At 71.2% G+C, this 13,996-nt stretch carries 17 protein-coding genes; 5 read left to right on the top strand and 12 right to left on the bottom strand.

Features of this window, described 5'->3' with window-relative positions:
* Positions 1-44 precede the first annotated feature (44 nt).
* The 4 genes from FNH08_RS27715 to hisI form a co-directional block, all read right to left on the bottom strand.
* A complete protein-coding gene (locus tag FNH08_RS27715; protein ID WP_152774261.1) occupies positions 45-305 on the bottom strand; it encodes an HGxxPAAW family protein in 261 nt (86 codons plus the stop codon).
* Between the two features lie 114 nt (positions 306-419).
* Positions 420-1,055, bottom strand: a complete 636-nt coding sequence (locus tag FNH08_RS27710; RefSeq protein WP_322725538.1) for a TIGR02234 family membrane protein — start codon at positions 1,053-1,055, stop codon at positions 420-422.
* A 25-nt stretch (positions 1,056-1,080) separates the two neighbouring features.
* Complete coding sequence (locus tag FNH08_RS27705; RefSeq protein ID WP_152774259.1) at positions 1,081-2,586, bottom strand: anthranilate synthase component I; 1,506 nt, start codon at positions 2,584-2,586, stop codon at positions 1,081-1,083.
* An 11-nt stretch (positions 2,587-2,597) separates the two neighbouring features.
* Complete coding sequence (gene hisI / locus FNH08_RS27700; protein WP_152774258.1) at positions 2,598-3,017, bottom strand: phosphoribosyl-AMP cyclohydrolase; 420 nt, start codon at positions 3,015-3,017, stop codon at positions 2,598-2,600.
* A 143-nt stretch (positions 3,018-3,160) separates the two neighbouring features.
* Here hisI and FNH08_RS27695 point away from each other — a divergent pair, with 143 nt between their 5' ends.
* Positions 3,161-3,796, top strand: a complete 636-nt coding sequence (locus tag FNH08_RS27695) for a TIGR03085 family metal-binding protein (RefSeq protein ID WP_152774257.1) — start codon at positions 3,161-3,163, stop codon at positions 3,794-3,796.
* A gap of 52 nt (positions 3,797-3,848) precedes the next feature.
* On the opposite strand, the gene hisF is transcribed toward FNH08_RS27695, so the two are convergent.
* Genes hisF through hisD form a run of 8 tightly spaced genes read right to left on the bottom strand, consistent with a single transcriptional unit; the run spans position 3,849 to position 9,569 of the window.
* The gene (hisF, locus tag FNH08_RS27690; RefSeq protein WP_152774256.1) at positions 3,849-4,604 is read right to left on the bottom strand and encodes an imidazole glycerol phosphate synthase subunit HisF; all 756 of its coding nucleotides are present in this window, start codon (positions 4,602-4,604) and stop codon (positions 3,849-3,851) included.
* Complete coding sequence (locus tag FNH08_RS27685; protein ID WP_152774255.1) at positions 4,601-5,005, bottom strand: RidA family protein; 405 nt, start codon at positions 5,003-5,005, stop codon at positions 4,601-4,603. Before FNH08_RS27685 ends, hisF begins: the two co-directional genes overlap by 4 nt.
* Positions 5,002-5,727: a bifunctional 1-(5-phosphoribosyl)-5-((5-phosphoribosylamino)methylideneamino)imidazole-4-carboxamide isomerase/phosphoribosylanthranilate isomerase PriA gene (gene priA / locus FNH08_RS27680; protein ID WP_152774254.1), complete on the bottom strand. Its 726-nt coding sequence runs from the start codon at positions 5,725-5,727 to the stop codon at positions 5,002-5,004. Before priA ends, FNH08_RS27685 begins: the two co-directional genes overlap by 4 nt.
* A gap of 3 nt (positions 5,728-5,730) precedes the next feature.
* A complete protein-coding gene (gene hisH, locus FNH08_RS27675) occupies positions 5,731-6,372 on the bottom strand; it encodes an imidazole glycerol phosphate synthase subunit HisH (RefSeq protein ID WP_152774253.1) in 642 nt (213 codons plus the stop codon).
* On the bottom strand, positions 6,369-6,533 hold the full coding sequence (locus FNH08_RS50955; protein WP_194238634.1) for a hypothetical protein: 165 nt from the start codon (positions 6,531-6,533) through the stop codon (positions 6,369-6,371). The genes hisH and FNH08_RS50955 overlap by 4 nt, the downstream gene beginning before the upstream one ends.
* Positions 6,530-7,123 carry an imidazoleglycerol-phosphate dehydratase HisB gene (gene hisB, locus FNH08_RS27670; RefSeq protein WP_152774252.1) on the bottom strand — a complete coding sequence of 198 codons (594 nt, stop codon included), beginning with the start codon at positions 7,121-7,123 and terminating at the stop codon, positions 6,530-6,532. Before hisB ends, FNH08_RS50955 begins: the two co-directional genes overlap by 4 nt.
* Positions 7,120-8,232 (bottom strand): histidinol-phosphate transaminase, encoded by a 1,113-nt coding sequence (locus FNH08_RS27665; protein ID WP_322725535.1) that lies wholly within the window; start codon positions 8,230-8,232, stop codon positions 7,120-7,122. Before FNH08_RS27665 ends, hisB begins: the two co-directional genes overlap by 4 nt.
* The gene (gene hisD, locus FNH08_RS27660) at positions 8,229-9,569 is read right to left on the bottom strand and encodes a histidinol dehydrogenase (protein WP_322725534.1); all 1,341 of its coding nucleotides are present in this window, start codon (positions 9,567-9,569) and stop codon (positions 8,229-8,231) included. The genes FNH08_RS27665 and hisD overlap by 4 nt, the downstream gene beginning before the upstream one ends.
* 192 nt (positions 9,570-9,761) lie before the next feature.
* On the opposite strand from hisD, the gene FNH08_RS27655 reads away from it, so the two are divergent.
* From FNH08_RS27655 to ybaK, 4 genes are all read left to right on the top strand, one after another.
* Positions 9,762-11,342, top strand: coding sequence for an oxidoreductase (locus FNH08_RS27655; RefSeq protein ID WP_322725533.1), 1,581 nt, complete (start codon positions 9,762-9,764; stop codon positions 11,340-11,342).
* A gap of 147 nt (positions 11,343-11,489) precedes the next feature.
* On the top strand, positions 11,490-12,533 hold the full coding sequence (locus FNH08_RS27650; protein WP_152774263.1) for a hypothetical protein: 1,044 nt from the start codon (positions 11,490-11,492) through the stop codon (positions 12,531-12,533).
* Between the two features lie 11 nt (positions 12,534-12,544).
* Complete coding sequence (locus FNH08_RS27645; protein WP_322725532.1) at positions 12,545-13,285, top strand: LON peptidase substrate-binding domain-containing protein; 741 nt, start codon at positions 12,545-12,547, stop codon at positions 13,283-13,285.
* A gap of 31 nt (positions 13,286-13,316) precedes the next feature.
* On the top strand, positions 13,317-13,823 hold the full coding sequence (gene ybaK, locus FNH08_RS27640; protein WP_152774250.1) for a Cys-tRNA(Pro) deacylase: 507 nt from the start codon (positions 13,317-13,319) through the stop codon (positions 13,821-13,823).
* The last annotated feature ends 173 nt before the right edge of the window (positions 13,824-13,996 follow it).

Raw genomic sequence — 13,996 nt, 5'->3', positions numbered from 1 at the left:
GATCCGCCCCCGCCGACGGCGTACGCGTACGCCGTCGTGCGGGCTCAGCTCTCGGCGATGACCGGCTCGGCCTTCGGCTCGGGCTTCGCGACCTGGCGGGCGGGGTGCGCCGCCCTCGGCTGGCCCAGACCCATCGAGCGCATGATGCCGCCGACGACACCGCCGAGGACCGTGATCACCATGCCGGCCCAGAAACCCAGCGGGTTGGCCATCACCATGAAGGCCCCCGCGACGCAGAAACCGATCATTACGATGATGGCACCGGTCCAGGCGGCCGGGGTGTGACCGTGGTTACTGCCCGCCATGACTTGCTCCTCGTTGCTGTATGCGATGCGTGTGTGAGTCGGAGGCTCGCCGTCCATTGTCCCGTACCCGCGCGAGCACCCTGAGCGGGGGTCTCTCCTCGCACGCCGGGGCGCCTACGCGCTCGTCGGGTCCTCACCGCGGTCGAGCGCCTTCCACAGATCCTCGGGCCGGTCCGGGTCCACGGGCTTCGCCTTGCGCGGCCGGGGCGTCCCGTCGCGCTCGTAGCGGCCGGACATCGCGGGCCACAGTTTCCCGTACCGCAGGGCGATCAGCCCGGCGAGGAGGATCAGTACGCCACCCGCGGCCGCGACGTACGGCCAGGCGGTGTGGCTGAGGGCGTCGACGGTGGCGGAGGTGTCACCGGAGGCCTGTGCGGCCTTCTCGTCGAGGGCGGAGCTGTCGGAGGCGCCCAGCACGGCCGTGACGACGGTGCCCGCGCCGGAGAGCGCGAGGAGCGCCGCGACCAGGACGCGCCCGGCCCTGCGTACGGCGAACACGGCGACGAGCGCGGCGAGGCCCACTATGGCGAGGGCCGCGGGCACGCCGGTGACCTCGCTGCCCTTGGCGGTCAGCGGGAAGGCGCCGCCCGCGACCGAGGCGGTGGCCTCCGACCAGCGCTGCCGGGAGGCGAGCAGGGCCACTGCCGCGCCGAGCGCGCCGCACAGCAGGGCGACGGCGAGACTCCGCCGCCCGGCACGGGCGCGTGCGGGTTCGGAACGGGGGTGAGGTGATGCGGTCACGTACTCCACTATCGCCTGACCCCCGCGCGTCCCGTCACGCGGGGTCCACGCCCGCGTTGTCCCCGAGCCGGTTGGCCGTGTGCACCGCGCGCAGTACGGCCGCCGCCTTGTTGCGGCACTCGGTGTCCTCGGCCACGGGGTCCGAGTCGGCGACAATGCCGGCGCCCGCCTGGACGAAGGCGGTGCCGTCGCGCAGCAGTGCCGTGCGGATGGCGATGGCGGTGTCGGAGTCGCCGGCGAAGTCGAGGTAGCCGACGCAGCCGCCGTACAGCCCGCGGCGGGCCGGCTCCAGCTCGTCGATGATCTGCATCGCGCGCGGCTTGGGGGCGCCGGAGAGCGTGCCGGCCGGGAAGCAGGCGGTCAGGACGTCGAAGGCGGTACGGCCCTGGGCGACGCGTCCGGTGACGGTCGACACGATGTGCATCACGTGCGAGTACCGCTCGACGGACATGAAGTCGACGACCTCGACCGAGCCGGGTTCGCACACCCGCCCGAGATCGTTGCGCCCGAGGTCGACGAGCATGAGGTGCTCGGCGCGCTCCTTGGGGTCGGCGAGCAGCTCGTCGGCGAGGGCCTGGTCCTCCTGCGGGGTGGCGCCGCGGTGCCGGGTGCCGGCGATGGGGTGCACCATCGCCTGCCCGTCCTCGACCTTGACCAGGGCCTCCGGGGAGGAGCCGACGACGTCGAAGCCGTCGAAGCGGAACAGGTACATGTACGGGGAGGGGTTGGTCGCCCGCAGCACCCGGTAGACGTCCAGCGCGCTTGCCGTGCAGGGGGTTTCGAAGCGCTGGGAGGGGACCACCTGGAAGGCCTCGCCGGCCCGGATGCGCTCCTTGACGTCCTCGACGGCCACCTGGAAGTCGGGGCCGCCCCAGCGGGCGGTGTACTCGGGGAGCTCGGAGGGCGGGAGCATGGCCGGGGGCTGCGAGACGGGGCGGGAGAGGTCGGCCTGCATGGCGTCGAGGCGGGCGACCGCGTCCGCGTGGGCCTCGTCCACGCCGGTGTCGAGGTCGTTGTGGTTGATGGCGTTGGCGATGAGCAGGACCGTGCCGTCCCAGTGGTCGAGGACGGCCAGGTCGCTGGTGAGCAGCATCGTCAGCTCGGGGAGCTTCAGGTCGTCGTGCTCACCGGGGCCGATCTTCTCCAGGCGGCGCACGATGTCGTAGCCGAGGTAGCCGACCATGCCGCCGGTGAAGGGCGGCAGGCCCGCGGCGAGGTCGTGGGGTGTGTGCAGGGTCTCGATGGTGGCGCGCAGGGCGGCGAGCGGGTCTCCGTCGACGGGGACCCCGACGGGCGGGGTGCCCTGCCAGTGGGCCTGGCCGTCGCGCGTGGTGAGGGTGGCGTGGCTGCGGACGCCCACGAAGGAGTAGCGGGACCACGACCGGCCGTTCTCCGCGGACTCCAGCAGGAAGGTGCCTGGGCGCTCGGCGGCGAGCTTGCGGTAGAGGGCGACCGGGGTGTCGCCGTCGGCGAGGAGCTTGCGGCTGACGGGGATGACACGGCGGTCGGCGGCCAGCTTGCGGAACGTCTCGAGGTCCATGGCGGCTGACCTTACTTATCCAGTGACGGTACGTCGGAACCGGCGCCGCCCTCGACGGCCCCCAGCACACCCTCGTCGAAGCAGGTGCGGGCGCCGGTGTGGCAGGCGGCACCCACCTGGTCGACCTTGACCAGCACGGTGTCGGCGTCGCAGTCCAGGGCGACGGACTTCACCCACTGGAAGTGGCCGGAGGTGTCGCCCTTCACCCAGTACTCCCGGCGACTGCGCGACCAGTAAGTGCAGCGGCCCGTGGTGAGCGTGCGGTGCAGCGCCTCGTCGTCCATCCAGCCGAGCATGAGCACCTCTCCGGTGTCGTACTGCTGGGCGATGGCGGGGACGAGTCCGTCGGCACTGCGCTTGAGGCGCGCGGCGATCTCGGGATCGAGGCTGCCGGGCCCGCTGGGCCCGCTGGAGGGCGGCGTGCTGGTCATGGGTGCCATTGTGCCGCGCGCCGCCGTCACCCCCCGCGGTTGTCCACAGGCCGGACCGGATACGGGCCCGCCCGTCGGGACTTGGCGACGCACCGGCCCGGTCTCCACTGGGCGGACCCGCGACCCGGTCGTAGGCTTGCCGCATGTCGACCCATGCCAAGCGTGAACGACTCCTCCTCGCCGATCTGTTGGAGGCCTCGGGCCCGGACGCCCCGACCCTCTGCGACGACTGGAACACCCGTGACCTCGCCGCCCACGTGGTGGTGCGCGAGCGCCGCCCCGACGCCGCCGGGGGCATCCTCGTCAAGCAGCTCGCTCCGCGTCTGGAGCGGGTGATGACGGAGTTCGCCGCGAAGCCGTACGAGGAGCTGATCCAGCTCATCCGCACCGGCCCGCCGCGTTTCTCGCCCTTCTCCCTGAAGCAGATCGACGAGGCCTCGAACACGATCGAGTTCTACGTCCACACCGAGGACGTACGCCGTGCCCAGCCCGACTGGACCCCGCGCGAGCTCGACCAGGTCTTCCAGGACGCCCTGTGGTCCCGCCTGGAGCGCACCGCCCGGCTGATGGGCCGCGGCGCCCCGACGGGCCTCGTGCTGCGCCGCCCGAACGGCCAGACGGCGGTCGCCCACCGGGGCACGCCGGTCGTCACGGTGACGGGCGAGCCGTCGGAGCTGCTGCTGTTCCTGTACGGGCGGCAGCAGGTGGCCGACGTCGAGCTGGACGGCGAGAAGGAGGCCATCACGAAGCTGCACGAGACGAAGCAGCTGGGGATCTGAGTAAGCCCCGGCCACCTGGTGACCGGGGCTTACAACGCTGGTGGCGTGGGCGTCACCGCACGGGGTGCCCGGCCTCCCGCAGTGTCTGCTTCACCTCGCCGATCCGCAGGTCACCGAAGTGGAACACCGAGGCCGCCAGCACGGCGTCGGCGCCCGCGGCGATGGCCGGCGGGAAGTCCGTGAGCCTGCCCGCGCCGCCCGAGGCGATGACGGGGACCGTCACGTGCTTACGGACCGCCGCGATCATCTCCAGGTCGTAGCCGTCCTTCGTGCCGTCCGCGTCCATCGAGTTGAGCAGGATCTCGCCCGCGCCCAGCTCGGCGGCCCGGTGGGCCCACTCGATGGCGTCGATTCCGGTGCCCTCGCGGCCGCCGTGGGTGGTGACCTCGAAGGACCCGCTCTCGGTGCGGCGCGCGTCGACCGACAGGACCAGGACCTGACGGCCGAAGCGCTCGGCGATCTCGCGGATCAGTTCCGGGCGGGCGATGGCGGCCGTGTTCACGCCCACCTTGTCCGCGCCCGCCCGCAGCAGCTTGTCCACGTCCTCGGTCGTGCGCACGCCGCCGCCCACCGTGAGCGGGATGAAGACCTGCTCGGCAGTGCGGCGCACCACGTCGTACGTGGTCTCGCGGTTGCCGGAGGACGCGGTGATGTCCAGGAACGTCAGCTCGTCGGCGCCCTCGGCGTCGTACACCTTGGCCATCTCGACGGGGTCGCCCGCGTCGCGCAGGTTCTGGAAGTTGACGCCCTTGACGACCCGGCCGTTGTCCACGTCCAGGCAGGGGATGACTCGGACCGCCAGGGTCATGAATCCACGGCTCCTCTGTATGCCTCTAGTTCCACTTCGACCAGGATGCGCGGATCGACGAAGCCCTCCACGACCAGCAGGGTCGCGACCGGGCGCACGGAGTCGAAGAGCTCCTTGTGCGCCCTGCCCACCTCGTCGACGTCCCGCTGATGGGACAGGTACATCCGGGTCCGCACCACCGACTCGGGACCGAGCCCGAACTCGGCGATCGCCTCCAGCGCGCCGGTGAAGGCCACCTTGGCCTGCTCGTACGGGTCGCCCTCCCCGTACAGCACCTGCCCCTTGAAGGACGTGGTGCCCGCCACCAGAACGCGGTCGCCCACCGCGACGGCGCGTGCGAACCCGAAGGACTCCTCCCAGGGACTTCCGCTCTGCACGCGCCGCACGGCTTCCGACGTCATGAGGACACAGCCTCCAAGGCCTCTTCCAGGGTGAACGCCTTCGCGTAGAGCGCCTTCCCGACGATGGAGCCCTCGACACCGAGGGGTACCAGCTCCGCGATGGCCCTCAGGTCGTCGAGGGACGACACGCCACCGGACGCCACCACCGGCCGGTCCGTCGCCGCGCACACGTTCTTCAGGAGCTCCAGGTTCGGGCCCTGGAGAGTGCCGTCCTTGGCGATGTCCGTGACGACGTAGCGGGCGCAGCCCTCCTTGTTGAGCCGCTCCAGCGTCTCGTAGAGGTCGCCGCCGTCGCGGGTCCAGCCGCGGCCGCGGAGCGTGGTGCCCCGGACGTCCAGGCCCACCGCGATCTTGTCGCCGTGTTCGGCGATGACCTTGGCGACCCACTCGGGGGTCTCCAGGGCGGCCGTGCCCAGGTTCACCCGGGTGCAGCCGGTGGCGAGGGCGGCCGCCAGGGAGGCGTCGTCGCGGATGCCGCCGGACAGCTCCACCTTGATGTCCATGGCCTTCGTGACCTCGGCGATCAGCTCCCGGTTGTCACCCGTGCCGAACGCGGCGTCCAGGTCGACCAGGTGCAGCCACTCGGCACCGGACCGCTGCCAGGCGAGAGCGGCCTCCCGCGGGGAGCCGTACGAGGTCTCCGTGCCGGACTCGCCGTGCACGAGGCGGACGGCCTGGCCGTCACGGACGTCGACGGCGGGGAGGAGTTCGAGCTTGGCCATGGTCTACAGGGTTCCGATCCAGTTGGTGAGCAGCTGCGCTCCGGCGTCGCCGGACTTCTCGGGGTGGAACTGCGTGGCCCACAGGGCGCCGTTCTCCACGGCGGCCACGAAGGGCTTGCCGTGGGTGGACCAGGTGACCTTGGGGGCCGCCATGGCCGGGTTGTGGACTTCGAGGTTCCAGTCGTGGACGGCGTAGGAGTGCACGAAGTAGAAGCGCGCGTCCTCGTCCAGGCCGGCGAAGAGCTCGGAGCCGGCCGGGGCGTCGACGGTGTTCCAGCCCATGTGGGGCACGATGTCGGCCTGGAGCGGCTCGACCGAGCCGGGCCACTCGTCGAGGCCCTCGGTCTGAACGCCGTGCTCGATGCCGCGGGCGAAGAGGATCTGCATGCCGACGCAGATGCCCATCACCGGGCGTCCGCCGGACAGCCGACGGTCGACGATCCAGTCGCCGCGCACCTCGGTCAGGCCCTTCATGCAGGAGGCGAACGCGCCGACTCCCGGCACCAGCAGGCCGTCCGCGTTCATGGCCTTGTCGTAGTCGCGCGTTATCTCGACGTCGGCTCCCACGCGCGCGAGGGCACGCTCGGCGGAACGGACGTTGCCGAAGCCGTAGTCGAAGACGACAACGCTCTTGGACGTGCTCAATTCCACACCTCCAGCCTCAGGACGCCGGCGACGAGACACATCCCGGCGCCTATCGAGAGCAGCACGATGAGCCCCTTGGGCATCTTCTGCTTGACGAAGGAGTAGATCCCGCCGAGCAGGAAGAGCCCGACGACGATCAGGAGCGTGGAGAGGCTGTTCACAGCGCGCCCTTCGTGGAGGGAAGGATGCCGGCGGCCCGCGGGTCACGCTCGCTGGCGTACCGCAGGGCGCGGGCGAGTGCCTTGAACTGGCACTCCACGATGTGGTGCGCGTTGCGCCCGTAGGGCACGTGCACGTGCAGCGCGACCTGGGCCTGGGCGACGAAGGACTCCAGGATGTGGCGGGTCATCGTCGTGTCGTACTCGCCGATCATCGGCGCCATCTTCTCGGGCTCGGTGTGCACGAGGTACGGGCGGCCGGAGAGGTCGACGGTGACCTGGGCGAGGGACTCGTCCAGCGGGACCGTGCAGTTGCCGAAGCGGTAGATGCCCACCTTGTCGCCGAGGGCCTGCTTGAAGGCGGCGCCGAGCGCGAGGGCGGTGTCCTCGATGGTGTGGTGGGAGTCGATGTGCAGGTCGCCCTCGGTCTTCACGGTCAGGTCGAACAGACCGTGCCGGCCGAGCTGGTCGAGCATGTGGTCGTAGAAGCCGACCCCGGTGGAAATCTCCGTCCTGCCCGTGCCGTCGAGGTCGACCTCGACCAGGACGGACGTCTCCTTGGTCGTCCGCTCGACACGTCCTACCCGGCTCATGCGCTGTGCTCCTTCTTCATGTCACGTACCGCTTCGAGGAACGCGTCGTTCTCGGCCGGGGTTCCCGCGGTCACCCTCAGCCACTCCGGTACGCCGTTGTCACGGACCAGGACACCCCGGTCGAGGATCTTCCGCCAGGCGGCGTGGGAGTCGTCGAACCTTCCGAACTGCACGAAGTTCGCGTCCGACTCCGTCACCTCGTAGCCGATCGCCCGTAGCTCGGTGACCAGCCGGTCCCGCTCGGACTTCAGCTGCTCCACGTACTTCAGCAGCGTGTCAGTGTGCTCCAGGGCGGCCAGCGCGGTGGCCTGCGTGACGGCCGACAGGTGGTACGGCAGCCGTACGAGCTGGACGGCGTCCACGACCGCCGGGTGCGCGGCGAGGTAGCCGAGGCGCAGACCCGCCGCGCCGAACGCCTTGGACATGGTGCGGGACACCACGAGGTGCGGGCGGCCTTCGAGCAGCGGGAGCAGCGAGTCGCCGTGACTGAACTCGACGTACGCCTCGTCCACCACCACGATCGAGGGCTTGGCCGCCTGCGCGGCCTCGTACAGCGCGAGGACCGTCTCGCGCGGGACGGCGTTGCCCGTGGGGTTGTTGGGGGTGGTGATGAAGACGACGTCCGGCCGGTGCTCGGCGATGGCCTTCTCGGCGGCGGCGAGGTCGACGGTGAAGTCGTCGTTGCGGGGGCCGGAGATCCAGCCCGTGCCCGTGCCGCGGGAGATGAGCCCGTGCATGGAGTACGACGGCTCGAAGCCGATCGCGGTGCGGCCGGGCCCGCCGAAGGTCTGCAGCAGCTGCTGGATGACCTCGTTGGAGCCGTTGGCCGCCCAGACGTTCTCCAGGGCGACCGGGTGCTTGCCGGTCTTCGTCAGGTACCTGGCCAGCTCGGTGCGCAGCTCGACCGCGTCCCGGTCCGGGTAGCGGTTGAGGTTCCGGGCCGCCTCACGCACCCGCTCGGTGATCCGCTCGACGAGCGGTTCGGGCAGCGGGTAGGGGTTCTCGTTCGTGTTCAGCCGTACGGGGACGTCCAGTTGGGGCGCGCCGTAGGGGGACTTGCCGCGCAGCTCGTCCCGTACGGGGAGATCGTCGATACGTACGTCGGTCACTTGCTCTCCGGAACCTTCCAACCGAACCTTGCCTTGATCGCCGCGCCGTGCGCGGGCAGGTCCTCCGCCTCCGCCAGGGTCACCACGTGGTGCGCGACCTCGGCCAGCGCGTCCTTCGTGTAGTCGACGACGTGGATGCCGCGCAGGAAGGACTGGACGGACAGGCCGGAGGAGTGGCAGGCGCAACCGCCCGTGGGCAGGACGTGGTTGGAGCCCGCCGCGTAGTCGCCGAGCGACACCGGCGCCCAGGGGCCGATGAAGATCGCGCCCGCGTTCACGACGCGCTCGGCGACCGCCGCCGCGTCGGCCGTCTGGATCTCCAGGTGCTCGGCGCCGTAGGCGTTGACGACGCGCAGGCCCTCGTCGATGCCGTCGACGAGCACGATCGCGGACTGCCGGCCCGCGAGGGCGGGGCGGATCCGGTCCTCAATGTGCTTGGTGGCCTCGACCTGCGGCTGAAGCTCCTTCTCGACCGCGTCGGCGAGCTCCGCGGAGTCGGTGACGAGGACGGCGGCGGCCAGCGGGTCGTGCTCGGCCTGGCTGATCAGGTCGGCGGCGACGTGCACCGGGTCGGCGCTCTCGTCCGCGAGGACCGCGATCTCGGTCGGACCGGCCTCGGAGTCGATGCCGATGACGCCCGTGAAGTAGCGCTTGGCGGCGGCGACCCAGATGTTGCCGGGGCCGGTGACCATGTTCGCGGGCGGGCAGGACTCGGTGCCGTACGCGAACATCGCGACCGCGGTGGCGCCGCCCGCCGCGTACACCTCGTCGACGCCGAGCAGCGCGCAGGCCGCGAGGATCGTCGGGTGCGGGAGGCCGTCGAACTCGGCCTGGGCGGGTGAGGCGAGGGCGATCGAGCCGACGCCGGCCTCCTGCGCGGGCACCACGTTCATGATCACGGACGACGGGTAGACCGAGCGGCCGCCCGGCGCGTACAGCCCGACGCGCTCGACCGGCACCCACTTCTCGGTGACCGTGCCGCCGGGGACCACCTGGGTGGTGTGGCTGGTGCGGCGCTGCTCGCGGTGGACGATGCGGGCGCGGCGGATGGACTCCTCCAGGGCCGCGCGCACGGCCGGGTCGAGCTGCTCCAGCGCGTCCTTGAGCGCCCCGGCCGGGACCCGTACGGACTCCAGGCGCACGCCGTCGAACTTCTCGGCGAAGTCGATCAGCGCCGCGTCGCCGCGATGATGCACGGCCTCGACGATCGGCCGCACCTTCTCCAGGGCGGCCGCGACGTCGAAGTCGGCTCGGGGCAGCAGGTCGCGCAGGGCGGGGCCCTTGGGGAGGGCATCGCCGCGCAGATCGATTCGGGCCAGCGAAGAATGTTGCAGCACGGGCCCAATTCTCTCAGACCCGGGTCGGGCGCCGTCCGCCCGTATCAGTGGCTGATACACACCTGCGGGGGAACTTGGAAGATCACCTTCACGTCTTGCGTTCAGGGAGTCACCCAGCGGGCATGGGACGGGTGTGCGAAACCCGCGAGTAGCTGGGGAGCCCGTGCACACGCGGGCAGGAGGGAAAACGTAGTGACCGAAGGGGCCGGCATCCATGACGGGGATCCGCCGGACGATCTGACCGCCACCGAGATCGGGATGTGGCAGGCCTTCCGCAACGGCAGTGCGTACGACCTGCGCGCCGGGGACACCGTGGTGGACGATCCGCACGGCGGCCATCCCTGGGGCCCCGAGCGGACCGTACGGGCGCGGATCGTGTGCTGGCTGCTGCTGGACGGGCCGCCCGCACTGGCGGGGCGGGTGTCGGCGCTGAAGCTCGTGGGCGTCCAGATCGAGGACACCCTCGACCTCGCGGGCGGCACGATCGCGCCGTACGTGGAGATGAAGGGCTGCCGCTTCGAGAACGAGATACGGCTGCCGGAGGCGCGGTTCACCACGCTCCGGATGGTCGAGTGCGCGGTACCCCGGCTGGAGGCGGCCCGTGTGCACACCGAGGGCGACCTGCACCTGCCGCGCTGCCGGTTCCACAACGGGGTGCGGCTGACCGACGCACACATAGGCACGGACCTGCTGCTCAACCAGGCCGTCATCTACCGCGACCGGCGGGGCCATTCGCTCGTCGGCGACGGCATCACCGTCGGGCAGGACCTCCAGGCCGAGATGCTGGAGTCGCACGGCGAGCTGAGCCTGCGCGGCGCCTCCATCGGCGTGTCGCTGAGCCTGCGCGGCGCGCAGCTGACCAACCAGTACACGCGCCTGGCGCTCAACGCGCCCCAGTTGACGGTCGGCCGCACCCTCTACATGACCCCGGCGGGCGTCAACAACCCGATCCTGACCAGCGGGACCACACCGGCGCGCGGCACCCGGATCCAGCGGTTCGTGTGCGAGGGCGGGGTACGCCTCGACGACGGGCGGTTCGGCGACGCGGTCGACCTGGAGCAGGCCCGCTTCACCTTCACCGACGAGCAGGAACTCTCGCTGCGCCGCGTCCAGGTGCCCGAACTGCGCTTCCTCGGGGAGCGCCCGGAGCGCGGCAAGGTGGTCCTGTCGGGCGCGCGGATCGTCAACCTGATGGACAAGGCGGAGAGCTGGCCGGGCCCGGGCAACCTCCAGATGGGCGGCTTCCAGTACGAGAACCTCGTGCCGCGCGGCCCGTTCCCCCTGGTGAGACGGCTGGAGTGGGTGGCCGCCGCGACCGCCGAGTACAACCCGGAGCCGTACGAGCGGCTCGCCACCGTGTTGCGCGCCGGCGGGGAGGACGAGGACGCCCGCGAGGTGCTGCTCGCCCGGCAGCGCCACCGCCGCGAGAACCTGCCCTTCGCGGCCAAGCTGTGGGGGTACGCGCAGGACTGGACGGTGGCGTACGGCTACCGTCCGGGCCGGGCGGCCGTGTGGATGGCCGTGCTGTGGGCGGCCACGTCGATCGCCTTCTCCCACGCCGCCCACCCGCCGATCAAGAACGGCGAGCACCCCCCGTGGAACGCCTCCCTGTTCGCCCTGGACCTGCTCCTGCCGGTCATCGACCTGGGCCAGGTGGGCTACTGGCAGCTGCGCGGCGGCTGGCAGTGGCTGGCCGCGGTGGTGATCCTGCTGGGCTGGGTCCTGGCGACGACGGTGGCCGCGGGGGCGACGCGCCTGCTGAGCAGGAACTGACACAGAAGTTCCGCAAAAGGAACTCAGGGTTCCAACAGCGGCGGAACAGGACTTTTTACCTTATCTTGACTGTTGAGCGCACAACTAAAAGAGTGTTACGTGTTCGCTCTGGCGCTGTCCGACCTGCGGGATTTCAATGGCGGCACCATGGCACTGCTACGCGCGTTCATCCGCACGGCACGGATGATCCGGAACACCTCGCACCTCGCCGTCGGCCTGCCCGCCGACGACGAGGTACTGCTCGACGCCCCCGACGAGCGGCTCGCACCCGTCCTCGTGGCGGCGGGCAGGGGCGAGTACGCCTCGGCGGCCAAACTGCTCGCCACCACCCGGGAGTCCGCCGAGTGGGAGAACCGCGACCGGTACGCGACCCGTCTGGCGGCCTTCGCGCGCACCCGCGACGGCTGGCTGGCCGAGTGGCAGCAGGCGTCGCCGCACGACCCGGACGCCCTGCTGATCAAGGCCGAGCTGGCGGTGACCCGCGGCTGGGAGTCCCCTGCCCGCGGTGAACTGCTGCGCGACGTGGGTCCGTTGATCTCCGCGGCCGCGGAGGGTGAGCCCCGCGATCCGGTGCCCTGGCGGATCGCGCTCGACCACGCGCGCGGCACCAACGTGGGCCACACCGGGTTCGAGCGGCTGTGGGCCGAGGCGGTCCGCCGCTCCCCGCACCACTACGGCTGCCATGTCGCGGCCCTGCAGTACCTGTCGGCGTCCTGGTACGGCTCGCACCGGGAGTGCTTCGACTTCGCCGAGCAGGCCGCCCAGGACGCACTCCCCGGCTCTCTGGTCCAGGCACTGCCGGTGCGCGCCGCCTTCGCGTACCTCGCCGACGGTGGCGGGGCGAGCGTGCGGCGCGAGCGGCTGGACGCGGCGGCCGACGCAGCGATCGCGCTCTCGTCCGCGTACCCGGCCGCCGACGCCTGGCCGGCCGAGGTGCGTAACCTGCTGACATACGTGCTGGTACGCCTGGAGCGCTGGCAGGACGCCCTCGAACAGGTCCGCATGATCGGCCCGTTCGCCACCTCGTTCCCCTGGGACCGGGTGTCGGACGATCCGCTCGGCCAGTTCCTCGAACTGCGGGACGGGGTACGGCTGGAGGTGGCGTCCGGCATCCCGCTGCGCTCACGGTCCGCTGCCCGTCCGAGCCCAAGGAGTGACCACTCCGAACCCGACCGCCCCGACGACCATTAGGCTCTTGCGTCGTGACCACCGTCCGGCTCCCGCTCTTTCCCCTGAACTCGGTGCTCTTCCCCGGGCTCGTGCTCCCCTTGAACATCTTCGAGGAGCGCTATCGCGCCATGATGCGCGAGCTGCTGAAGACCCCCGAGTCCGAACCCCGCCGGTTCGCTGTCGTCGCCATCCGCGACGGCCACGAGGTCGCGCCGAGCGCGCCCGGCATGCCCGACCAGACGTCCCTGCCCGAACGCGGCCCGACGGCTGGCTTCGGCGACGACCCGATCCGTGCGTTCCACTCCGTGGGGTGTATCGCGGACGCGGCGACGATCCGGGAGCAGGAGGACGGCACGTTCGAGGTACTCGCGACCGGTACGACCCGTGTGCGGCTGCTCTCGGTGGAGGCGTCGGGCGCGTTCCTGACGGCCGAGGTGGAGGAGCTGCCGGAGGAACGGGGGGACGAGGCTGGCGCCCTGGCGGAGGGTGTCCTGCGCGCCTTCCGCCAGTACCAGAAGCGGCTGGCGGGAGCGCGTGAGCGCTCGCTCTCGACAGGTGCGGACCTCCCGGACGAACCGGCGGTGGTCTCGTACCTGGTGGCTGCCGCGATGATGCTCGACACCCCGGCCAAGCAGCGCCTCCTCCAGGCGCCGGACATCGCCTCGCGCCTGCGCGACGAGCTGAAACTCCTGCGCGCGGAGACGGCCATCATCCGTAGTCTGCCGTCGTTGCCGGCGTCGGAGCTGACACGCAGCCCGACGAGCCTGAACTGACGAGCGTCAACTGACCTGAGGGCACGAGACCTTGGCAAAGAAGCCGAAGAAGAACCAGCAGCAATCCGGGGGCACGCCCGCGACGGTGACCCTGACGTCCGCGGGCGTGGACTTCACCGTCCACTCCTACGAGCACGACCCCTCCCACCCCTCCTACGGCGAGGAGGCGGCGGAGGCGATGGGCGTCTCCCCGGACCGCGTCTTCAAGACCCTGGTGGCGGACGTGGACGGCGCGCTGGTCGTCGCCGTGGTCCCGGTGGCGGGCTCCCTGGACCTGAAGGCCCTGGCGTCGGCGGTGGGCGGCAAGCGCGCGGCGATGGCCGACCCGGCGATGGCGGAGCGCACCACGGGCTACGTCCGCGGGGGCATCTCCCCGCTGGGCCAGCGCAAGAGACTCCGTACGGTCCTGGACGCGTCGGCCGGCGCCCACGACACGATCTGTGTCTCGGCCGGCCGTCGTGGGCTGGAGGTCGAGCTGGCTCCTGAGGACCTTCTCAAACTGACGGAAGCGGTTTCGGCGCCCATTGCCCGTGCGTGACCCCTCGACGGGGCCGCCGTCCTCCGCTAACTACGAAGGACATGTCGAAGAAAACCCGCAAACGCAAGTGGCGCACCAAGAAGGGCCGCTCGAACCACGGCCACCGCCCGGCGTAATCACCCAGGAGAGGTTCACGCCCCCGCCGCCCCTACCCGTCCCATCCCCAGGGGCTC

This window comes from Streptomyces spongiae (assembly GCF_009377185.1).
In the GTDB taxonomy this organism is placed as follows: Bacteria; Actinomycetota; Actinomycetes; order Streptomycetales; family Streptomycetaceae; genus Streptomyces; species Streptomyces spongiae.
The sequence above is the reverse complement of the archived record's forward strand: the minus strand, read 5'-3'. Positions and strand labels throughout refer to the sequence as shown.